The organism is Citrobacter sp. Cf136 (genome assembly GCF_030333815.1).
Taxonomy (GTDB): Bacteria; Pseudomonadota; Gammaproteobacteria; order Enterobacterales; family Enterobacteriaceae; genus Citrobacter; species Citrobacter freundii.
On the sequence record NZ_JAOWFE010000032.1, the window covers coordinates 1,059,888 to 1,083,386 of the forward strand.

18 protein-coding genes are annotated in these 23,499 nt (G+C 49.3%); 10 read left to right on the plus strand and 8 right to left on the minus strand.

The window, feature by feature from the left end; all coding sequences use genetic code 11:
- Positions 1-5,331, minus strand: coding sequence for a peroxidase family protein (locus OGV98_RS09470; protein ID WP_210943623.1), 5,331 nt, complete (start codon positions 5,329-5,331; stop codon positions 1-3).
- A 1,003-nt stretch (positions 5,332-6,334) separates the two neighbouring features.
- On the opposite strand from OGV98_RS09470, the gene OGV98_RS09475 reads away from it, so the two are divergent.
- From OGV98_RS09475 to OGV98_RS09505, 7 genes are read left to right on the plus strand one after another with little or no spacing between them, the layout of a single operon-like run.
- Complete coding sequence (locus tag OGV98_RS09475; protein ID WP_044710750.1) at positions 6,335-6,889, plus strand: fimbrial protein; 555 nt, start codon at positions 6,335-6,337, stop codon at positions 6,887-6,889.
- Between the two features lie 14 nt (positions 6,890-6,903).
- Complete coding sequence (locus OGV98_RS09480) at positions 6,904-7,617, plus strand: fimbrial biogenesis chaperone (RefSeq protein ID WP_226807690.1); 714 nt, start codon at positions 6,904-6,906, stop codon at positions 7,615-7,617.
- A complete protein-coding gene (locus OGV98_RS09485) occupies positions 7,604-10,081 on the plus strand; it encodes a fimbria/pilus outer membrane usher protein (protein WP_286551329.1) in 2,478 nt (825 codons plus the stop codon). The genes OGV98_RS09480 and OGV98_RS09485 overlap by 14 nt, the downstream gene beginning before the upstream one ends.
- Positions 10,078-11,421, plus strand: a complete 1,344-nt coding sequence (locus OGV98_RS09490; RefSeq protein ID WP_003843660.1) for a fimbrial protein — start codon at positions 10,078-10,080, stop codon at positions 11,419-11,421. Before OGV98_RS09485 ends, OGV98_RS09490 begins: the two co-directional genes overlap by 4 nt.
- Positions 11,422-11,428: 7 nt before the next feature.
- Complete coding sequence (locus OGV98_RS09495) at positions 11,429-12,085, plus strand: fimbrial biogenesis chaperone (RefSeq protein WP_096878425.1); 657 nt, start codon at positions 11,429-11,431, stop codon at positions 12,083-12,085.
- Between the two features lie 55 nt (positions 12,086-12,140).
- The gene (locus OGV98_RS09500; protein ID WP_016150238.1) at positions 12,141-12,905 is read left to right on the plus strand and encodes a winged helix-turn-helix domain-containing protein; all 765 of its coding nucleotides are present in this window, start codon (positions 12,141-12,143) and stop codon (positions 12,903-12,905) included.
- On the plus strand, positions 12,892-13,362 hold the full coding sequence (locus OGV98_RS09505) for a YqeJ family protein (RefSeq protein ID WP_016150237.1): 471 nt from the start codon (positions 12,892-12,894) through the stop codon (positions 13,360-13,362). Before OGV98_RS09500 ends, OGV98_RS09505 begins: the two co-directional genes overlap by 14 nt.
- A 269-nt stretch (positions 13,363-13,631) precedes the next feature.
- Here OGV98_RS09505 and OGV98_RS09510 read toward each other — a convergent pair whose 3' ends face one another.
- The gene (locus OGV98_RS09510) at positions 13,632-14,165 is read right to left on the minus strand and encodes a GNAT family N-acetyltransferase (protein ID WP_016150236.1); all 534 of its coding nucleotides are present in this window, start codon (positions 14,163-14,165) and stop codon (positions 13,632-13,634) included.
- Positions 14,166-14,275: 110 nt separating this feature from the next.
- Between OGV98_RS09510 and tam the strand changes: the two genes are divergently transcribed.
- Positions 14,276-15,034 carry a trans-aconitate 2-methyltransferase gene (gene tam / locus OGV98_RS09515; RefSeq protein WP_210943625.1) on the plus strand — a complete coding sequence of 253 codons (759 nt, stop codon included), beginning with the start codon at positions 14,276-14,278 and terminating at the stop codon, positions 15,032-15,034.
- Between the two features lie 132 nt (positions 15,035-15,166).
- The gene (locus OGV98_RS09520; protein ID WP_286551333.1) at positions 15,167-15,544 is read left to right on the plus strand and encodes a GFA family protein; all 378 of its coding nucleotides are present in this window, start codon (positions 15,167-15,169) and stop codon (positions 15,542-15,544) included.
- Here OGV98_RS09520 and OGV98_RS09525 read toward each other — a convergent pair.
- Positions 15,541-16,455, minus strand: coding sequence for a bestrophin family protein (locus OGV98_RS09525; RefSeq protein ID WP_061549107.1), 915 nt, complete (start codon positions 16,453-16,455; stop codon positions 15,541-15,543). The genes OGV98_RS09520 and OGV98_RS09525 overlap by 4 nt on opposite strands.
- 322 nt (positions 16,456-16,777) lie before the next feature.
- Between OGV98_RS09525 and OGV98_RS09530 the strand changes: the two genes are divergently transcribed.
- Positions 16,778-17,665, plus strand: a complete 888-nt coding sequence (locus OGV98_RS09530; RefSeq protein ID WP_003843648.1) for an AraC family transcriptional regulator — start codon at positions 16,778-16,780, stop codon at positions 17,663-17,665.
- Positions 17,666-17,679: 14 nt separating this feature from the next.
- Here the strand turns inward: OGV98_RS09530 and OGV98_RS09535 are convergent, their stop codons facing one another.
- Genes OGV98_RS09535 through OGV98_RS09555 form a run of 5 tightly spaced genes read right to left on the minus strand, consistent with a single transcriptional unit; the run spans position 17,680 to position 23,330 of the window.
- Positions 17,680-18,243, minus strand: a complete 564-nt coding sequence (locus OGV98_RS09535; RefSeq protein ID WP_202580457.1) for a helix-turn-helix domain-containing protein — start codon at positions 18,241-18,243, stop codon at positions 17,680-17,682.
- Between the two features lie 18 nt (positions 18,244-18,261).
- Entirely contained in the window at positions 18,262-18,984 is a 723-nt protein-coding gene (locus OGV98_RS09540; protein ID WP_057101501.1) for an EAL domain-containing protein, read from the minus strand.
- Between the two features lie 7 nt (positions 18,985-18,991).
- Positions 18,992-20,074 (minus strand): fimbrial protein, encoded by a 1,083-nt coding sequence (locus OGV98_RS09545; protein ID WP_136345964.1) that lies wholly within the window; start codon positions 20,072-20,074, stop codon positions 18,992-18,994.
- A gap of 37 nt (positions 20,075-20,111) precedes the next feature.
- Positions 20,112-22,610, minus strand: a complete 2,499-nt coding sequence (locus tag OGV98_RS09550; protein ID WP_286551337.1) for a fimbria/pilus outer membrane usher protein — start codon at positions 22,608-22,610, stop codon at positions 20,112-20,114.
- A gap of 15 nt (positions 22,611-22,625) precedes the next feature.
- Positions 22,626-23,330 carry a fimbrial biogenesis chaperone gene (locus OGV98_RS09555; protein ID WP_053088687.1) on the minus strand — a complete coding sequence of 235 codons (705 nt, stop codon included), beginning with the start codon at positions 23,328-23,330 and terminating at the stop codon, positions 22,626-22,628.
- Positions 23,331-23,499: the final 169 nt, after the last annotated feature.

Here is a 23,499-nt window from a genome sequence, read left to right on the forward strand (position 1 = left end):
TTATACGATCAATGAACTATTGCCATTGTTGCTGGCAAGGGTAGTGGGCATTTCCAGATAAAAGTCACCAATATTCACGGTGGTCGAATTGACGCCCACCAATGTGATGGTGTCTGTACCGATAGTCACAATGGTGTTGCCATTGTTTCCGGTGATAGACACGCTGCTGGCAAAATTACCCGCGTTGATACCTAACAAGACGAGATCAAGGAAGTCCTGCCCGCCGTTGGGGTTACTGTCAAAACCGGTAATTCGGTCCTGCCCAAAGTTGGCCCCAAAGGCGAAGATGTCGCTCCCGGTACCACCGTCCAGAATGTCGTTACCTTCCTGACCATTGAGAATATCGTCCCCACTACCGCCGGAGAGGGTATCCGCGCCCGCACCGCCAATCATGACATCGTTGCCAACACCACCTTGCAGGTTATCAGCGCCATCTCCGCCATCGAGGAAGTCATTCCCGATACCACCAAACAACTGGTCGTTACCGCCCATACCAAACAGATAGTCGTTACCAGAACCGCCCGTGATGGTATTTGCAATGGCATTACCGGTACCGATAAAACTGCCGCTGCCGGTAAATACCAGTTCTTCCACGTTATCGGTGAGGTCGTAGCTGCTGAGGCTGGTTCGGACAACGTCCGTACCGCTATTCACACCTTCGATAACCACATCACCGAAATCATCAACGATGTAGGTATCATCGCCCGCGCCGCCGGTCATACTGTCGGCACCAAGCCCGCCATCAAGCGTGTCGTTACCGGCATCACCTTGCAGAATATCTTGTCCCGCCTGACCAGAGAGGCTGTCGTTTCCAGCACCGCCGATGAGCAGATCGTCACCTGCACCGCCAAGTAAGGTGTCATTACCGCCTTCACCGCGCAGGATATCGCTCCAGGCAGTACCGACGAGGGTGTTAGCCCCGTTGGTACCAACAATCAGATCGCCCACAGGCTGGGTGGTGGTCGACGTCAGGACAACAGGGGGGTTGCCTTCATCGTCGACGACGGTAACGACCACCTGCAACGTTCTGCCGACCATAGCCTGGCCCGGCGTATAGGTAGCGGATGTCGCACCGTTAATGTTGATGAATCCGGTTGGCGAACTCATTCTCCATTGATAAGTGAAATTACCGCCGCTCAGACCATCAGCGTCAGAAATGCCTGAAACCACCGCGGTCAGCGTCAGGCTTTCAGTTGGGGTGAGGTCGTTAATTACTGGCACACCGGTCGTGGCCTGATTGCGCGGGAGGATTGCCTGAGTTTGTGCCGACACCAGGGTTTCAGCGTCACCCATGCGGTCGTTAAAACTGGCGACCACACGCAACGGTGCGCCCTGAATAGCGCCAGGCACTCTGAACTCAACGCCTGTTGCCTGATCTCGCCATTGGCCGTTGACGAATGCCTGCCAGGTCATAGTGATGGCCACATCCGCCGCCAGCCCGTTACCATCCAGCAAGTTCGCCACGTTGACGCGCAGCAGGTCACCCACCGAAGGATTAGGATTGCTGATGGTCAGATCGCCCGTCGCTTGTTGCCCCGTCACCCACAGTTGCTTCCCATCGCCAAACTCCAGTTTTTCGATGTTCAACAGACGATCGATGCCATCATTCAGGTTCAGCGTGGCATCCGGCGTAGCGTGATCGACGCGCAGGCTACCGTCCGCCATACGGGTAAAGACATAGTTGCTGCTGACATCACGGTACACCGCGACGTCAGTTTCCGTGCCGTTACCTTCATGCAGAATTTCGCGCACAATCGACAGTTGATTCGGTTTCAGCGTGCCGGCCAGCATGTACGATTTCAGTTCGGCCATACCTTCGGCGCTGGTGAGTCCCGCCATACCCGTAACGGCAATACGAACGTTGAGCCACGCATCACCATCAATGATATCGTTACCAGCTTTACCCATGATGCGGTCGCTACCACCACCGCCGAGTAAAATATCGCTACCATCATCAGGGTTCAGTAGCACCGCGTCCGGATTTGTAGAACGCTCTACGCCGAGAATAGCCTGTAGACCGTTGATCCGGTCCGCACCTTCCTGGGTCAGGTTGTTAGAGAGGGGAACGCCCTGAACAGGCGCAGTACCTATCGGCTGTTCTGTTCCGGTCAGGATATCGTCGTGTTTCCAGCCCGACAGCCCTTCAACAAGATCAAAACGGTCGCGTAGAATAAACTCCTGCTGGTTGACGAAAATAGGGATCCCAAGGTCAGAGTTAGCGCCATTTGGGTCGCCTTTATGGATAGCCCAGTCGAAACCGGCCATGCCATTATTGCGCTGGATCCCCGCGCCCTGAACCATGATGTCGTCACCGGCTTCGCCATCGTAGTCGGTGTCGTTACCCTGACCGTTGAGGACATCGTGACCGATAATGGTACTGTTGAAGAACAACTCAGAGTTGTCACCCGCCAGCGTGTCAAACCCGTCGCCGCCTTCCAGCCAGTCATCGCCTTCGTTGCCCATCAGGAAATCACCACCCGAGCCACCAAGCGCAAAGTCGTTATCCTGACCCGAGAAGACCTCCTGCGCATCTTCGCCGACCACCACGAAGTCGCTGCCGCTGCCACCAAAGACCAGATCGTTTCCGTTACCGGAAAAGATAACGTCATGTCCGGCATCGCCATGCAGGAAGTCCGCATCACCAACAGGCGTTCCGGTATCGGTAATAATGTCATCACCGTCACCGCCATGGACCACATCTGCTTCGTCACCGCCGTCCAGTCGGTCATCTCCGCCATCGCCCCACAGGCTGTCGATCCCTTTACCGCCGATTAACGTATCGTTGCCTGCCGTCCCACCAAGCACCACATGCCCATCGCCGGTATATTTCAGATACCCACCATCGGCAAAACTATCGCCGTCAACATCCACCCCTGGGTCGCGACGCACCAACAACGGCGAGAGCAGATCTTTCAGCGGATTACCCCATTTCGGATCGATTTCCGTTTGCAGCACGCGGTTCACTTCAAAAATATGGTCCGGTGTCTGGAACAGATTAGCGGGCAGGTGGGAGGAACCCTCATCACCAAGATCGCTGTTACGCATTACCAGCGCGGAAAACGAGTTGGCCTCCAGTTCATTGAGTAAGTTCAGCCCCTGAACGCGGCTCAGATAGTAGAAACGATCACCGTCCTGAAGCATTTCCATTTGTGTTTCAAAGACGAAGTTGAAGGTTGAGCCGAGCATGCCGCCAAATTCATTTTTGCGCTCAGCCAGCCCGCCAATCCAGAAATCGACCATATTCAGACCGGTCTCTTTGGTTGCCCAAGTTCCGGTACTGTTAAAGAAATCCATCGCATCCGCAGGCGGGGAATTGTTAGCATCACCAAATAACAGGAAGTTAACCGCTGCGCGCTTACCTTCAAGGCTGGTAGCGTTGAGGATCAGCTCGTGCTGGCCATAGGCGGCCATAAAGTTAATGATTGAAGCGGGATTTTTCAGGTAGGTAGTGAAGTCAGCCCAGCTGGTATAAGGCTTTAGTTGGCTATCGCCGCTTAAAGCAAAAAACTGCTCGCGGGCCTGGTTCAGCGTCGGCATTGCGGTGTCACGGCCACGGGCTATATTAAGCGCGCCTAAATCGAGGGGCAGGCCGATGAGATTATTACGCAGAGCATCGGTAATAAATTCATCAATTTCGTTACCCACCTGACGCGTCATACCACGCACGATTGCGCCGATAGCCTGATCGTCCGTGACGGTGGCCCCGTTGATTTGATTAAATGCTACCGGATTCAGGAATGCTGAAATCAGGTCAATATCACCGCTTTGCATATCAATGTCGGTACGCGCCACGGTTTCTGTCAGCATTGAATGCCCAAAACGGTAAACAACATGCGCAAACTCTGCAAAGATCAGCGGGTTAATATCCGCCGTGTTGGAGAAGACAAACGGATCGACGGCAGGTTGTACGGTACGGGCAAACTCCTCGAATACGAGGTGCTGATATTGCATTTCCGTGGAGAAGCGGCCTGCCTGGAATAAGTACTCACCGTTCCATACCAGAGTATTGGTATCGGCAGGTAATTCCGTGATTTGGTGGTTGGGCATCAACCACTGATTAATGAGGTCGATATCGCCGGTTTCCAGCAGAGTGGTTTTATACTGCTCAACCAGGCGGTTATGCTCGCTGTGAAAAACGGCGTGCACCGCAGTTAAACCTATATTTTCGTTCCCGCGCCCGTCACCGGTGATAAAGTGGCGATCGAGCAGTTCGTTATCATAGGTTCCTGCCGGTTGCGGTCCTTCTCCGCCGATGGCGCTGTCATCATCTGCCAGCAGACCAGCTTTTGGCACGGCAGTATGAGCGATGTCATCCAGAAACGCATGACCGGTGCGGAACGTCTCCGCGGGTAACAGGCCTCCGTTGGCTTCAACCAGCCCCCCGGTGGTAACAATCTGTACCTTTCCGTTTTCACTTAAAATCAAATTACCGTAGCGATCCGTTGCCAGCAGGGGAACATTAAACACGTCCTGATCGGTGAGTTTAATGCCAAGCAGGGTTTCAGCCTGGTTTTTAACGTCAGCCCAGGTCGCCAGTCCACCGTTTGCACCACCCAATAAATTCCCGGTAGGCTCAGGTTTCCCATCAATAATGACGTATTCGCGGATGAAAATTTGATGTGAAGGATGGGAGGTGTAGGTTTGGTTTTGGTCGATGAAGGGGGTCGTCAGGTTTACTGTCTCTCGGTTTTCATCCACCGTTGCCCGGGTTAATAGCATAAAGTTTGTCGACGACCCTTCAACATATAAAGGGTCATCGGGCTGGAGCGGAATGAAAACGATACCGTTGCCTCCTTTCGGAATCAGATCCAGACCATGGTCGAAAAACTGGCCAAAGAAGGTCATCCAGCCGTTAAAAGCAGGGGAGAGACCGATATCGGGAGACTGATTGGGAATGGATAAGCTGCCCTCCCCAGTAACAGTCCCGCCGCCGGGCGCATCTTTTAATGCGTTAAAAGCCTCCAGCGCGGCCGGGTTTGAGGCCGTCTGGTCTGAAATTAAATTGCTAATTATTCGTGGGTCGGCATCAATAACAGTGCCACCAATTTGGATATAACTGGTCATTTGATCCGCATCCTGCCAGTTTAATGCGGTTAATCTCGGCATTGTCTGATCGGCAGAGCCGTATAATTCCTGACCTGGTAAAAGGTTATTCCATGAGCCATCTACCGTGCGAAGTCCATAGGGCAAGAGTGGGCTGGAAACTAATTCCCGAAGCATTTCAGCATTAACGCTCCCGTCTGGGTTAGTTGCCGCTTCGGATATTTTGATCTGCTTAAGAATAAAAGCAAGATCGTGCAGGGTGACAGTAAAGTCATATTGTGAGGCCATAAGTCATTACCCCTATCTTTACTTGTATTAGCTATCATCATTCGTTCTCATGTTTATAAAAAACATGTGAGAATGAGTCGTATTTAGTGCTTGGTTGTTATTGCTTGTACAACTCCATTTAATAAAATGCTCAGATTATCAATGACGTATTTAGCGTCATCTTCGTGGATATTCATATCGCGAAATAATGTGTTCGCAGGTTTAAAAGTTTGCTATTTGTGTGCAAGAGACACACTTGCTCTCTTGAATTATCAGGCATATTCAAGGTCTGCTGCGTCGCAAGTTTGAGCGTAGTAAGGGTTAGATGTGTTGTTTTTTTCTCACATTACATTTCTGTGATGATCATAACTATGGTTTTTCCTTTGCCGACTTCACTCATACTTTTCTATGAATAAGATTGTATTTTCATTTCTTTACATTAGGGGGGTGGCAATTTATTTTTACACCGAAGACAACGCTGGGTAGACTGCATTGAAGCTTCAATTTATGAGGAAAATATAACGTTATCTCGGTTAAACATTCCTCTCATCTTAAAATTATGTGCTACTTTGCCAGGTTGAATTAACCCGGGAAAGTTATGTTAACACCAGTACGAACACGGGTAATAACGAAGGTTAACTTTAAGACTAAACGGTCAAAAGGTTGGCTATGGCTGCATTAACCTGTGATGAATATGGTCTTTATCGTGTTTAATTCGGGTTAAGAAAATTTTTCTTAGGGAAATTACGCCTGTAGATAAAATTTAATATAAACAATGATTTACATAGAAAGCATCGAGATTTAGATCTTATTTAAGACCGACCTAATATGATTTGAGAAAACAAAGGTTTTAATTTTTGGGATTATTCTTAAACTAACAATCATCGTAGGGTTACTCCTACGGTGCCATAAGACATTACTGATGTCGCTGCATCCCTGAATAAATACTCCACGCTAAGCGGAGAAGGGTTATTGCATTATTTTATTACGATACCAGTGTATCTATTAATTAAGGATAGACAATATGAAAACCAATATCCCTCATGCCAGTTATATATTTGCAGCTGGTGGCCTTGCGTTATTGTTTGCGCAGATCGCGTATGCTGATTCAGCAAATACCATCACCTTTAAAGGCGAAGTGACCGAACAAACTTGCGAGGTCACGGTTAACGGTGTAAATGCACGGCCGGTAGTATTACTGCCGTCGGTTGCGAAAAGCGATCTCGCAGCAGCAGCATCTTCAGCAGGCCTGACAACATTCACCCTCGGCGTTACTGGTTGTACTGTTGATTCTAATGCGTTGGATATTAAAACCGTCTTCGTTGCAAATAATATGACCGAGCGTGGAAACCTGGCTAATACGGGTACAGCGCAAAATGTTGAATTACAACTGCTGACCGATAGCGCGGGCACTACACCGATTGATTTGCGTACTGGAACTCCAGTTGCAGGAATCACCGTTGCGGCCGGAAATACCTCCGGTGAGCACGACTTTGCCGTGCAGTATTTTAGCCCGAACGGTGGAGCAACCGCCGGGACAGTTGTCGGCACTGTGCAATACGCCATTTCCTATTTGTAAGCGAGATCTGCGTGATGAAAGGATTGGCTATTGGTTTAGTTGGAATGATGATGTGCTTCTGCGTGCAGGCAAGCATAGTGATGACCGGCAACCGGATAATCTATCCGGCAGACAGCCGGGAAGTCAGTGTGCAATTAACTAATCGCGGCGACGTCCCTGGTGTCGTTCAGGTTTGGCTTGATGATGGCGATGCACAATCCGTACCACAAACTGCGGCCGCTCCTTTTGTCACCACTCCACCGGTCTTTCGGATGGCGGCCCACGCGGGGCAAACTGTGCGGCTGCGTTACATCGGCAAACCCGTTGCACAGGACAGGGAATCGCTATGGTGGTTTAACTTCATTCAGATCCCGCCCATAAATAAGGATGCGCAAAACGATAACCAGCTTCTGGTGCTGGTACGTAGTCGCGTAAAAGTATTGGTAAGACCCAAAGGGCTGGTGGGTTCGCCGCTGGAGATGGCGAACACCAGCCGGATCTGGCTGCAGAATGGCAAGCTGCATTTACGCAATAACAGTGGTTTCTATCTTGCGCTCTCGTCACTTGACGTCAGCGGTGCGGGAAAAAAACAGCGCATTCAGAGCGAAACAATCGCACCGTGGGCGACAATGTCGTGGCCTGCAAAAATTTCGCAATTGAACGACGCGCAAATGCGCTGGATTAACGATCAGGGAGCCTCATTAAACGGGCGCGTGGCATTGGAGAAACAGGACAATGTCCGAAACTAATCCACGCTGGTGGTGGTTTTTTTTGCCAGCAGCTATGCCTGTTTTTGCCAGCAATTACACCTTTGACGAAACATTGTTGCTTGGGAGTGGTTACGAAAAAAGCCTGGCAATGCTCAACGATCCGGATGCGGTGGTCGCGGGACGTTATAGCGTGGATATCTGGCTCAATGGACGGTATGTAGGGAGGGATGATGTGTTGTTTCGCCAGAATACAGCAGGGCGTACCGAACCCTGTCTTCCGGCGAAATTCTGGGATGAACAGGGCGTAACAGCAGCGTCGGAACAAGCGCAGGATTGCTTCGCCCCTGAAGCTCGGATCAGCGGTGGACGCTGGGATTTTGACCAGAGCTTATTGCGTCTGAATCTCAGCGTTCCTCAGGCGGCATTAAAACGTACCCCCATGGATTATGTACCGCCGTCGCAGTGGCAAAGCGGCGAGAGCGTGTTGTTCAGTAACTACAATCTGCACGCCTATCACAATAAAAATAACGGTCAGCAAAGTGATTATGGTTGGCTGGGACTGAGCAGCGGCTTCAACATGGGGAGTTGGCAATTTCGCCAACAGTCGTCTGCCAACTGGCGGCGCGATGGCGATCGAGAAAGCCAACGCTGGGATGCGCTGCAAACCTGGCTTCAACACCCTGTCGCATCTCTGGAAAGTTTACTGACGGTAGGCGAAAGCTACACCTCGGGAAATCTGCTTGGCAGTATGGCGTTTACAGGTGTCAAACTGGAAACCGATCAACGAATGTGGCCACAGTCGCGACGCGGCTACGCCCCAGAAATTCGTGGTACGGCATCTACACCTTCAAGCGTTGTGGTCAAGCAGAATGGTCGAACGCTTTACGAAACCAGCGTACCACAAGGCCCTTTTGTACTTGATAATTTGCCGAATACAGCCTGGGACGGTGACTTACAAGTTGAAATCACCGGCGCCGATAACAAAAAGAGTAGCTATACCGTGCCATATGCCAGCGTACCTTTATCACTGCGTCCCGGCGTCTGGCGCTACGGTCTGGTGGCAGGTAAGACCCGGGATTACAGCGCGGCCGATGGTCTGTTTACCGATTTCACGCTTGAGCGGGGGATGACGAATCTCCTGACCGCTAATGGCGCTTTGCGGATCGGCGACGACTATCAGGCACTCCTGATGGGAGGCGTTCTGGCAACGTCGATGGGCGCTTTTGGTGTCGATGTTACCGGTTCGCGGGTCCGGATTGCTTCTCAAACCATGAGTGGCTGGCGGCTGCAAACCAACTGGAGCAAAACGTTCACTCCGATAGGAACTCACGTCGCGCTGGCGGGTTATCGCTATTCCACAGAAGGGTATCGTGACTACGGTGACGTTCTGGGTGAGCGAAGCGTCAGCGGAAGCAATACGCAATGGCGCTCGGATACGCTGCGTCAAAAAAACCAGTTTACTGTTACTGTGAACCAAAGGTTGAGCAGCTACGGAAACCTATGGCTGTCGGGATCAATGATGGATTACTACAGTGACCGTGGCAGCAGCACTCAGTTGCAGGCTGGGTATAACACCACCTTTGGACGAATGACACTAGGTATGTCATTCAGCCGACAGGACACCTGGTGGCGTAACGGCGACCGTTCACAAGTGCAAAAAGAAAACATGGCAACGCTTACCGTCTCAATGCCTTTGGGTATAGGCGAACGTGAACATACGCTGGCGCTGTCGGCGAGTCAGGCTCAACAGGCTGGGCGCAATGCGCAGTTGGCATTGTCTGGTGCGCTTGACCAGGATGAAACCCTTAATTACGCGCTGTCTACTGGCTGGCAACAGGGGCAAGGTGAGTCAAACAGCGTGACCGACTGGGGTGGTTCACTGCAAAAAAATACGGCTTTCGGCACGCTAAACGGCAGCGTCTCACAGTCACAAAACTATCAGCAATGGTCTGCAGGGGTACGCGGGGCGCTCGTTGTACATCGCCATGGCATTGTTGCCGGCCCGTGGGTTGGCGACACATTTGCCTTGGTGGAAGCGCCAGGCGCTGCGGGAGCCAGAGTCGGGGGCGGACAGGGTGCAACCGTCAACAGCGGGGGTTATGCGCTGGTCCCCTCATTGACACCTTATCGCTTTAACAACGTGACTCTCGACGGTAGTGGAATGAACTCCAACGCAGAGCTTCAGGAGAGTCAACGGCGCATTGCGCCAATGGCGGGGGCCGCAGTAAAACTGCGTTTTGCAACGCTCTCTGGCTATCCGTTACTCATCACTGTGAAGAGTGACGTGACGTTACCGATGGGAGCGGCAGTGACCGACGGTCGAGGTCGTGTAGTCGGGATGGTTGCCCAGGCGAACCAGGTATATGCCCGCGTTGAAGACGAAGAGGGACTATTGATGCTGGAAAGCAGTGATTGTTCATTGCCGTGGAAACTTAACCAACAACAACGTACAGAACCGTTAATTGCATTAACGGTCGCTTGCGTAACAAAAGGGCGCTCATGAGACTATTTTTTCTGGTGCTGGCGCTGTTTTCTTGTCAGATACAGGCCGCATGTGAATACATTATTTATCCATATAAATCAGGAAGTAGTGGCGCACAAGGCACGCACAGGCTTAGTGCAAGTACGGACGGCATTGCCAATGACTGGCGCTCCGGCGGCGGCAACGATGCCTGGAACGGGCTATTGCCGGGATTGAGTAAGTCTGTCGATATCACCAGTAATAGCAGTTTTCAGCCGGCAGGGACGATCCTGACCTCCAGCGGCGGGATCCCTTTTACCACTTATGCCCATAAAGGCGGCGGTTACGATCCTGAGCAGGTATTTTTCCGTTGTACACCGGACACAGCCGGGCAACTCTATGAAGCCTGGTCAACTAACGGCGATGACACCGTGGCTGGCTGGTATGAAGCAACGGATGTACCTGGCGCGTATCTGACCATCATGAAAAACGTCGCATTACGCTTGACGCACGATGCGACAGGCAGCGTCTTTACCGACAGCTGGCAGCAACGCCCACTGGAAAACCTGGATCTTGATACCAATGGCAACTTCCTGATTAAGGCCAAGAACTTCTCGACGATAAGTGCCGAGTTGATTAAAACGCTGGATACACGCTACTACGCCAACCAGGCGCAGTCTGCTACTTACAATAGTTATGTGAATCCAAATGCTTACGTGGTTTTTCGTGGGCCCGGTACGACTTCGTGGGGTATCAAGATAGGTCAGCCACACCGTGGAGGAAATTGGGCTGGCTGGGCGAATGACTGGCCGTCAGTGATTAGCCTGTACAATAACGGGATCTTCGTCAAACGTGCAGCAATGTGTCAGGTTACCGATTTTACGCCCGTTGTGCATCTGCCGCCAATTTCCGTGGCCCAGCTCAAGCAGGGGGAGTATTCATCAGCGCCCTTCCAGATAGGATTTGCCTGCGAATCAACGGTGGTTTCCGGTGTGGCGACCGGGAAGAGCAATGTCGCAATGGGGCTGCTTGCACCGGAAAGCAGCGTCAACAGCGCCTGGGGTTTTAATTTGATTACTGGTAAAACCGTAACCTGGCTATTAGATACGCAATATGGCGCTCCCGGGCGGGCTCGCGGCGTTGGCGTGCGTGTTTACCGCGCGGGTAGTCCGGTGAATTTTATGGCGGTATCAACTGTCGGCAGCGGTAGCGAAGGCGGCTGGATGCCAGTCATTGGCAGCAATACGCAGCAAAATGGCAGCCAGGATGGCATCAATTACTACAGCGAAAGCTTCGAAGCTCGTCTGGCAAGTTTTGGTGCAGATACGTTAACGGCGGGGGGCTACCAGTCACATGTACAAGTTTTATTGCGTATTCAGTAGCCTCTGGATGTTGGCATTTGGCCTACATGCGGCGGTTAACATCAGTACTACTCGGGTCATCTTCAACCACGGAGAGACTCAACGCTCGGTGATGTTAGTCAACGACGGTAATTATCCCGTGGTGGTTCAAAGTTGGGTAGATGACGGCACGCCAGAGAAAGGGCCATCTCAGGCCAGCTCGCCTTTTATCGTGCTTCCCCCGGTGCTAAAAATTCTCCCCGGTGAACAACGCGAGATAAAGGTGATGACGACTGGGGCGGGGCTTGCCAACGATTATGAGTCGTTATTCTGGCTCAACGTGTACCAGGTTCCAGCGGAGTTGAAAAATAGCCCAACTGGTGAAAAAGTGCGCTTAACGTTAAGAAATCAGCTAAAAGTCCTATGGAGACCGAAAAACATAGGCGTGTTGACTGAAAAAAGCATCAATCTTCTGAGTTTTCACCATGAAAACGGGGGGATTTACGCTGTTAATCAGAGTTCCTGGAACATATCTCTGGCTAATGTAGATTCAGGAGACTATTCCATAACTGGAATAGTGGTTTCACCGCGTTCCCGGCAGGTAATTTTTAAGTCAGCACCTCCTGAAATGCTGAATAATAAGATAAACTTTACTGTGATTAACGATGAAGGAAATCGTTGGGGATTTTCAACTGTCGTAAATTAACGCTGGCAGTGCTCGCTCTAGCTAAATTGACAAAAATCCATATTCAGGGAACATAATGGCACACGTGTTTTTGCTTAACAGTACCGTTGTATTCTGGCCAGAGCGGAACGTACTCTACGCGAAATCAGATGAGACCAAACGTATAACATTAAGCAATCCGGCAACCCGTTGTTTACTATTATTAATTCAACAACAGGGGCAGGTTATTGAACGTGATTATTTCTTTGAGCATGTCTGGTATATTAACGGTGCGCAGGTCACCAATAATACGTTCTATCAGAATATTTCCTTGCTGCGTCGCGCGTTTAAAGAACTTGGCCTGAATGAAGAACTTATCGTAACCGTACCGAAAGTCGGGATCCGCCTTGAGCCACAACTGGAAGTGCTGGAACAGAAGATTGAAGAACCGCTTAGCGATCTCTCTGTCACGCCATCGGTAACGCCGGTAAATACAGTGACAAAATCACTGCGTATGCGCTCACTGTGCTGGATTCTGGCGGGTGTTGTGTGTTGCGTTATAGCCGCAATAGTGACCTGGGAGGCACAGTTTGATCCCAAACTCAGTCGCTATGTGTCTTTAGGCGTAGGGGAGGGATGCCACTGGTACGTCAATCAGGATGTGCTTAAATTTGATCAGCACCAGCAGTTTATCAAAACAAATACGCTGGATTGTCAAAGTTATCCCTGGGTTTATCTCACGCTGTATCCTAATTTCCCGCGGATCTCCGCATTAACTTGTCGAAAGCAATTTAGCCGATGGCAGGATAATGATTGTGTGACCCATTATTATTTCGCGGAGTCCAGACATGTGGGGACGTAATATAAAATGGTGTGTTGGCATCATCTTAGCAGTAGCGTTAACAATTGCAGTCACGATGACGTTACAAAACTGGCAGCGGTCACATTTTGATTGCTCCGGAGAATTAGTAATGGAGTATCCAGATATTCGTGGTGATATTTCAGTCAGATACGTTTTTAATGGCAGCAATGGGGTGGCTATTTTACGCGGAAAAATCACTGATAATAACGGTGAAAAGCTGGCGGTAAATCAAAATGTCTGGTTTACCTTTACCCGCAAGGATGATGATTACTTTATGGAATCCGGAAATGTCGCTTCAAGTTCCGGTGGCACTAACATTCATCCATTGTTAGCGAGAACGTTGCCAGATTTTTTCCTTAAACCCAAAGAACCATTTTATTTCAGCATATTGCGACTCAATAGCAGTACATGGCAGTTCTATACCAGCCGTTCGCCGTCGGTGTTTTGTCAGCGTTAAACCGTTGAGATTGCACTCTGTATAGCGTTTGCATCCAGAGTGCTTGTGCTCAAAGCATTTCAACTGCAGGAGCGAACTTTGTTGCTCAGACCTTCATGATTGGTTATTCGACAGAGAAAGCAGAAGGGGTGAAGACTGAACGGGTCCATGGGGTTAGAAGCCTAATACAGTTCAAATTCAATTTAACATAATATACATTATGCGCACTAAGATGGAGTAAGAAAGAACCTGAGTTTTTTTGGTCGTCCTTGTGCAGCTGAAACATAGTGTTAAACGGCGCTGCTGCGTATCAGACGATACAGAACATGTTGTGCTAATCGATGATCTGGCGGCAACGCGGGATGCACAAACTCTTCTGCTTTACTCATGCCAAGGCGTATCATCAGGTTCTCAGACGGTTTGTTCAGCACCGAAGTAAAAGAAACCACCTCAGTTAACGCCAGTTCCTCGAAAGCAAAAGTCAGGCAGGCTTCGGCAGCTTCCAATGCAAACCCCTGATGCCAGAATGATTTCGCAAGACGCCAGCCTATTTCAGTACAGGGTGAAAAATGAAACTTATCAGGTTGTGGATGTAAACCTACGCAGCCCACAAACTGGTGTGTTTCTTGTAGTTCAACGGCCCAAAATCCCCAGCCACGCTCTGTAATGCCTTCCTGGAATCTTGCGGCAAGATTGTCGCTTTCCGTCCGTAGCAATGGAGCCGGAAAAAAACGCATCACATCGGAATCGGTATTTAACGCGGCGAATGGCGCTCTGTCTTTCGCTTCCCACTGACGGAGAATCAGTCTCGATGTTTCCAGCATAAATCTGCCCTTATCATTCATTTTCATATAATCTTCTAAAAGAAGCTGCTTATCGGCAAGGACTAATGAACCCCCTTTCCGCCTTTTCTTCTTATACTGGAGATTCATACATGGCCGACTGGAACCCTTCGCTTTATTTGCAATATAAAACTGAACGTTCAAGACCCGCAGCGGAATTACTTAGCAGAGTGGCGTTAGAAAGTGTTCGTTCAGTTGTCGATCTTGGCTGTGGCCCGGGAAACAGTACAACATTACTGCATCAGCGCTGGCCTTCAGCTCAAATAACTGGGGTTGATACCTCACCCGCGATGCTGAATGAAGCGCGCAACACATTACCAAAATGCCATTTTATTGAAGCGGATATCAGTACGTTTCAGGCAGAGCACCCCGTGGATCTGCTTTATGCCAATGCATCGTTACAGTGGGTACCCGATCACTATGAGTTATTCCCGCACCTGGTCTCACAACTGAGTCACAATGGCGTTCTGGCCGTGCAAATGCCAGATAACTGGCTGGAGCCAACGCATGTATTGATGCGCGAAGTGGCTTATGAACAAGATTACCCAGACCGTGGCCGTGCTCCGCTTCCTGGCGTTCACGCCTACTATGATATTTTGACCGAAGCGGGTTGTGATGTAGATATCTGGCGTACAACGTATTATCACATTATGGATTCGCATCAGGCAATTATCGACTGGGTAAGCTCGACGGGCCTGCGCCCCTGGTTGCAGGATTTGAGCGAAAGCGAGCAACGTCATTACCTGGCGCGCTACCATGAACTGCTCCAGGAACAATATCCGTTGCAGGAGAACGGCAAAATTTTACTGGCATTTCCGCGATTGTTTATTGTTGCCAGACGCAATAGTTAAGCGTTTATCATCTGGCAGATCACAGGAATAAACTATCAGCCATGCGTACCCTCGCCTTTTTATCATAAGGATCTAGTGGCTATGTCTGGCTTCTGCTAGTGTCTTGCAATATGTTTCTGACGGGGGGTTGTTATGTCTAAAGTCTACATTGGTGGGTGTCTGTGTGGCTCGATCCGTTTCACAGCCAGCAGTCCTAATAATTCCCATACCTGCTCCTGCGATATATGCTGGAAACATACGGGCGCCCCTACCGTCGTCTGGATTGAGTTTGATGCAGAAAATGTAGAATGGACGGGAAAAGCCGGAAAACCGAAAACCTGGCGCTCATCAGAAACGACCAGTCGGGCCTTTTGCCCTCAGTGCGGCAGTTCCGTGGGCGCCATCGATGACGCCCCGGTCATTGCGCTTTTAGCCGGTGCTTTTGACGATCCTAACGATGAAGACCTTGCACCGGAGTTTCATTCGTTTTCCGATATGCAGCCCGCGTGGTGGCAAAACGAACGTCGCTAAGTGAGTTGATAGTGCTTATCCGGCATATGCTTTGCTGGCACATTTGTTTCATCATTCATTTGCAGCAAATCGATTTCGATTGCATTGCAAATCGCATCCAGCGGCAGATCGTTGTTCTCAGTGCCAAACGGATCTTCAAGCTCTTCTGCAAGCGTGTCGAGCGAAATAAAAGTATAGGAAATAAGCACTGAAATAAACGGTGTCATGTAGTGCAGATCGACCACCAATGCAAATGGCAACATGATACAAAACAGGTACACAGTACGATGAAGGATCAAGGTATAAGCAAACGGCACCGGGGTATTAGCAATCCGCTCACAACCGGCCAGTACTGCAGACATATCATTTAACCTATTGTTTAAACTGTGAAATAATATGTCAGACAGTTGACCATTACGTCTGCGTACGGCCAACCACTCGCCCATCAGCAACAAGATGCGGTTTGCCGGTGATTGTGCGGCAAATACCGTTTGCAAATCTTTCTCGCTAAGATATTTCGCTAACGGCTTCGCCTGTGGGTTTCGACGTAACGTCATGCGTAAACAGTGAGCAAATGCAATTTGCAGACGCACAAACTGTCCCAGTTCTGCATCGTCAGGTAACGTGGTTTTTACCTCACGCAGAAGCGATCGGGAAGCAATCATCAACTGCCCCCACAGGTGTCGGGCTTCAACGTAACGTGAGTAGCAGGCGTTATTGCGAAAACCTAAAAAGATCGCTATCGCCACGCCGAGAATGCTGAACGGTGCCAGGGTAAATTTGATACCCAGCATCGTATACCATGGCAGGATGATAATAACCACAATAGAAAGAAGGAAATTAAGAAGCAGCCGGGTAAAGATTTTTGATAATACGGAGCCATGCCAGACAAATATCAGGCGTATCCAGTGTTGTTGAGGTCTAACGATCATGGTTATCTTAGAAATGGTTGGGAGCCAACGCATTAAACTTGATTGCGATCAATGTTGCAAGCTTCTGACCACACCAGCTTCTTCCCTGCTAAAAACTTAGTCAACTCCGTAGTTACGGAACGGTGTTTTTTGAAAGTGCTTATTGTATGTTGTAACTAAATTAGATTTATCATTACCATTCGGAAAATACCTCACATTAGAAACAGATAACGTATGCTAACTTTATATTGAATGACCGGACGGGTATTGTATCTTCAGTTTCTTAGTGGTCATTACAGTCATTCATTGGGATATAAATTACATAAAAATCAGAGAATAAATTATGTACATTAAAGAATGGCTCGCGAATCAGACGCATGTTGCTACCTCCGTTTTTCATCTCGGTAGGTACTGCGACGACTGGAAAGCCTCAACATACCCAACCGGTATGCCCAGTTTTCATTTGGTGCTGGAAGGGCAATGCTGGCTTCGCTTCACCGATCGTAACACTGTCGTAAACCTGTCCGAAGGTGATATTGTATTCTTTTTCTTTAATATGCCATTTTATTTGGTCTCTTCTCCCGAGGCGAATGCCGAGAATATTCCAAAAAAATCGATGTATTCCATCAGTGAACCTAAAGATGGCGATACCGCCCTTCTGTGCGGTTTTTTGCACCCAAAAACCATACAGGGTGAAATTCTTTTTGCTCTACTGCCGGAATTCATGATAATCAAAAAAGATGATACATCCAGCCAGAAAATAAGCCAACTAGTTGCTATTTTACAGCTGGAGTGTTCAGTCTCACAGTCAGGGTGCGAACTGGCTCTCGCACGACTCACCGATCTTTTATTGGTTTACATTGTTGAGCAAATTGTTGATGAACATCTTGTCGATATAAAACTGTTGGATATTTCACAACACGCCCCCTTCTCTGATCTTTTATTGCAGATTATGCATAACCCTACACTCGACTGGTCAATTGATATGATGGCCGGTAAAGTAAATATGAGTCGCTCAACCTTTATCAGAAAGATAGATGATATATGCGGTTATACTCCTAATGAGCTGGTAACCCGACTGCGTATTAACATCGCCATCAACTTATTGCGCAGAGGCTACAAAGTTGAAGAAGTAACATCACGCGTGGGCTATGAGTCATTATCCGGATTTAATAAAGCCTTTCGAAAAATCACGTCGAGCACCCCCGCTGATTTTTGGAAAGCACGTTAGTTATCAATGCAAAACTACTCTGCCATACCGTGCATATCATGCTGTTCATAACGCAGGTATAGAGAAAACGGATGGCTCAATAACCCACTAAACTTTTTAAGGTTGAGCAATAACATAATATTATACTTGTGGCTAAAGAGCGTTTTTATGGAAATATTCAAGTCATACGTAATCACACGCTGACTCTTATGCAATAATGTCATTGTTATGATATGATGTTGTCTTCTGGTTAAATATATTTTAGGTTGCCATTCATAGAACCTACCATGAACAACCAATTCTCTTAAATCTTGTACCTGAATTGCTCGTGGGATAAACCTCACCTTCATTCCAGTAAAGCATTTTTTAATCCCAAAAGGTGACATAATATACATGCGTTCAGGTTCAATCAGCGCAATCCGCTCGGCCAGTGGCGTATAAATGACATTATTTTTAAAAGTATCTAATATCACATGAGCATGCCGATGACGTTGCAGACAAATATCTTCTACACAACGGATATGCTCTGTCATATCCGGACCCAAAATACAGGAAATTGAATAAAATAAAAAACGATCCTGAGTAATGACGAGATACACCTTTTTATCCTGTAAAAATTAGCCTGATGGCGTGGTTAAGACGGAGTTAATCCATAATGGAACTTCTGGAATGCGATCAATATCGGTACGCTGAAACAGATGCCCCTGAAGCCAGCAATGCGGGGTCGTCATCAGAGCCATTGTGTGGCCGGTGTGTTCTACTCCCTCCACGATGACATTTCCTGCAAAACGAGTCAGATCGCGGATAACCTTTCCCAGCCATGCCTTATCGCTGACATGGTGTTGCCAGAAAAAAGACTTATCAATCTTCGCCCCACTAAAATATCCCCTGATCAGCAAACCAAAATTGTTATGGCTTCCGGAGCCAACATCATCCAGCCACATTGAGGCATGGGGTCGTAAATGATGCAGTAATCCCCGTTTTTCTTTGTCTGAGGTGGGGAAATGCTCATGTACCTCAAGACGAATAAACGGCATTTTAGCGATCATAGAAAGTACGGCCTTGTCACGAAGAAGCCAAACAGCCGTATCAGCATCCACATTCAGTGAGATAACGATGTGGTGGCGAACCAACCAATTTTGCCAGCAGCTAACACCGTACAGTTGGCGCACAAAATTTAGCCATTTATACTCCGGCGTAAGAATATCGGTCACATCGTTGTATGAGACCGCATTCCCTTCAGGTGTCGTAAACGATGTCAGCACTTCCATGGCAACCAGACGCCCCGCCATGGTATAAACCGGCTCACAAACATAACGTTGCTTATAGCTGTTTATCATGCTGCGATTACTGGTAATTAATAGTGTAAGTCAGGCTAGTTTTGATCGACCCGCCCTGCACCGAATCGCTGGTTCGGATGATACGCGCCCCCAACGGAAAACGGACTGAACCACTGCTGTCTCCAACCGTCGGCGTGACAACCATACTGCCCGCGAGATTCTGCGCAACGTACGTTCCTGATTGTTTCGAGGCGAGCTGTACGCCAAATCCTGATGCGGTGGCCGTATTATCCAGAGCGACAATTCCATTTACGGAATCAATAGCGGAGGTATTCGGCGTCAGCGTCATGGTAAGTTTGTTGGGCGCAATACTGCCAGACTGAGACACACTCCCTGAATTAAAGCCGGCTTGAATATTGTACTGGGTATAGCTTCCATTACTGTTATTACCCAGGAATGTAGAACACCCGGTCAAAGTCACTGGCGTATCCACCCACACACTGGCGTCGCCCTGATTTCGTAAGAGCGTGGTGTTAGTCGTTCCCAGATCCCAATTAAAGTTGGGCGTCGTACACGTTGGCGTTTGCAGCGTAAAACCGCCGGTAATCGTATGCCATGCCACTCGAGTTGGATTATTGTCGGCATCTATAGCATCAATTCTCACTTGCGGAAAAAGTGCGCTATTCACTGTTCCGGCAGTAATTGGCCCCATTTTGACCAGCTCAATAGTGAACACTAACCAGCCATCAGGACTGTAAGTACCCATCCAGGTAGTATTAAACGGATAATATTTATTCTCATAAGGGTTACGAAAACGCACCCCTAATCCATTAATCCCCGTTTGATAGATGTTGCTTTGACCGGGGTATAGCGTGCCTCCTGAAAGACTCATGCGCGAATATGCACCAGAATTAGTACAAGTCACAGGAACAGCCGTATAGCCACGAACCTGCTGTACGCGGATATTACTCCCTACTGGAAAATCCTCTCCGGCACTAAACGTTGCAGCCTGGAGTGGAACCTGAACGGTATACTGCTGATTTCCAGTCGAACAGACGGCAAGACTATGGCCAGCAAATAACAGCCCGCTCGTCGCAACGAGCAACTGAACTATCCGCAGATGTATTTTGGAACGAATCAAACTGAACATGTATTCTCCAAGATCGTAAATCAAAGCGGCTGTTGCCTTAGCGTCCGCACGAATAGGTTATCTGCTGCATCGCTTTCGCTTCATCCGTCACGCTGAAAGGCATAATGCAGGTACTGGCTTTGCCTGTTAGATCATGGGTGGCAAACAGCTGGCCTGTTTTTGTATTTACCCGGGCGTAGACCATTCCACCTTGCCCTACCATGCCGACGGTATTTCCCTGACTATCCGTTACCGTCGCGCCGAAGGATAAACTTACTTCTGGTTGCGCTGGCGTCAGCAGTAGGGCATAGCCTTGATGCGTGGCAAATTCCGCCACCACTACCGCACCTGAGCGCGGCACCACATTTTGAGTGGTATTTTCGAGTTCAACCTGGTGAGACAGATTTTTCGGATCGAGGCTGACCGAATTTCGCTGATATGGCATTGAGGCAGGCATGACGGCATTGCCCCAGCGGTCCAATTTTAATCCCGGATAACTCAGTACTTCCGCACCTGCAGCACCTGGGGCATTCACTACCACCCAGGTGTCACTGGTATAAGGCGTAAAGGTTACTCCGTGTGGATGCGCCACCATCGAACCTGACAGCCCACCAGACAAGGTATGGTTATCCCGACCTACACCTACAGACGCATTGACGGATGTCCATGGTGAAAGGTACTGACCGCTCACGCTACCGGTACTGCCACTTTGTTCACTGTGGGTTCCCGAAACGCCCCAGCTCATCTGCTGCTTATCTCCGCCAGTTCCGGCCAGCGCAACTTGCGCAGCCAAGCCACCGTTATCATGGGAAACCGAACTACTAAACGTGACAGGGCGCTCCTCACCCAACGGCAAACTGAAGGAAACCAGCCAACTGGTTTCCATGTTTCCCTCTGGGGCACGGTTACGCGTAGCGGTCAGGGTATAACTCAATCGTTTCCAGCGGTTTGAGTAACCAAACTGGTATTGCATGTCGTTCCCATTGCGATTCCAGTAATTCTGCGAAAGCCCGGTGGCAGAGAATGTCCCCCAACCTTCCGCCAACCCCTGACTTAACGTCAGGCTGTATCGGTTTTTGGTCCGGTACAGTAACCCGGCATAAATCGCATCCCCTTTCTGAAAGTTCTGGTACTCCATGGCCTGAGCAAAATCCAGATAATCACGCGTGGAGAAACGATATGCGGCCAGCGCAATATTGCTCTGCGTGTCAGAAATGAGTTTGTTGTAGGTAATGCGATAACTTTGCCCGCTCAGTTTGTCTCTGCTCGTGGAGGTCATAGCCTGGGTCACATCCAGCGCCACGGCACCCAGCGGGGTCGATACCGCGCTGCCGGCCTGATACGCCTGATAGCCATCGCTAAATTGGGTTCCACCATACAACGTCAAGAAGTTAGTAATACCCTGCTGCCAGGTCGCCTGATAAAAAGGTTGACCGTCACGCCCATTCGACTGACGGTATTTCCCTGCCACCGCTTCATAACGCGATGCGCCAGGACGCAACAAATCTGCTACCGAGGCGTAAGGCACAAGGAATGTGCTTTCACTACCATCCGCTTCGCGTACGGTCACGCTGAGGTCGCCACCATAACCGGTAGGATAAAGATCGTTAATAACAAAAGCCCCTGCCGGAACGGTAGTTTCATAAATCACATTCCCGCTCTGCCGTACGGTGACGCGCGCATGGCTGCGGGCGATCCCGCGGATTTCAGGTGCATAACCGCGCTGTGATTCAGGCAACATTTGATCATCGCTGAATAGCGAGACGCCGGTATATGACAACGAATCAAAAAGACGTCCTGAGGTATTAGCTTCACCCACCAGGAAACGACCGCGAACAGAGCTGACATCATGCTGGAGGTAAGTATTAATGCTTTGATAACGATTGCCGCTTCCGGTCTGATTGGTCAGACTACCGTTATGTCGCAGATACCAGCCTCCAACGTTAAGTCCGCTGTTCAGACTCAAATACTGAGAGTTAAACGTTTCACCGCCAGATGATGATTGATAGGCACTGGCGTTGTAACCTATAAATGCCGCCAGACTGCCATCCTGCCAGAGCGATGGCGGCACGGTACCGCGCGCCGTTTTCGCGAGATCCTGCTGGGGTACGGCAATAACCAGCTTTTGCTCGCTGTTATTCCATGTGAGTTTCGCTGATGGAATCACCTGCTCTACGGGCACGCAGTTGCCGCGGGTCAGCTTATCCATGTCGTGCAATGCGGACGGCATAATATTCAGGTGAGCCAGCAACTCAGGAGTCATACAGGCAGCAACCGTTCCTTGAGACGTTTTATTGAATGTCATTTTCTGCGTTGCCACCAACTCATCATTTAGCCAGATATCCGCTAAATACTCTCCCGCCGGCAAGCTGTTTCCTTGCCTGAACTGCTGCAAGTCGATACCCGCTGTATACGCGCTGCCAAGAAATGTGGTGTTGAACTCAACGTCATCGTCTGGCGCTGCCGTTGCCATAACAGGTATGATCAGTAATGACGCATATATCCAGGCAACGGGCTGCCCTGCCGACAGCATTTCAGCAAGATAAGTTTTACGCATGAGTATCCCCTGGTATTACAACCGGTTTACAGGTTCTGTAACCGATGAGCCGTAATCGTTAATCGCTTCCACGGTAAGGCCATCCGCCACTACACCAGAGGGAAGCGTCAGATCGAGACTGCCGTGCGGTGCCAGCATATCGGCGGGGATCGTTGTTTTTTTGCCTGCGTGCGTCGCGGTTACAGCCACGGCAGAAACGTAGTACGCCGTCGGATTACTCAGGATGATATGATTACCCTGCGCCTGCCAGCGCAGCTGCGCGATTGCCGTACGAGCGCCTTTGTCGTCAAGTGTGACAGGGCGATAAAACAGCTTGATCCTTGATCGAAAGGCCACCTGCACCTGATTTGTCCCTTTCTCACCTACAGGCGGGATTTCCAGCACGTTTAACCAATAAACGCTCTCTCTGTCGGCGGGCAAAGCAGTCCCGGTATATGACAGGCGTAACGTTTGTCCTGCGTCGGCATTCACCCGCGTCAATGGAGGAGTCAGAACAAAAGGAGTGCGCATTGCGTCCGGTTTAATTTCTGGATTACCGTCATCGGTCCAGCTTTGCAGCAATACCGGATATTTTCCTGGATTCGTAATTTGCACGCTGATATCTTTTTCCGCAGCATGATAAATGACTCGGGTGGTATTGATTTGAATACTGGCATACGTCGCTGGTATTCCCGTAGCCAGTAAAAGCGCTGTAGCAGAAAAGAATCGGTGCAGTTTCATAGTATTATTGCCTTTAGAACAGAATATTTAACGATATGCTCTTTATTTTTATAAAATCCGGAGAGGAAGGTTCGACATAAAACCTTCCACTCCGGCTTGTTACGAAGTAAGAAAATTACTGGAGTTTATAGAACACTTTGAAAATGTTTATCTATACTATTCGGAGAAA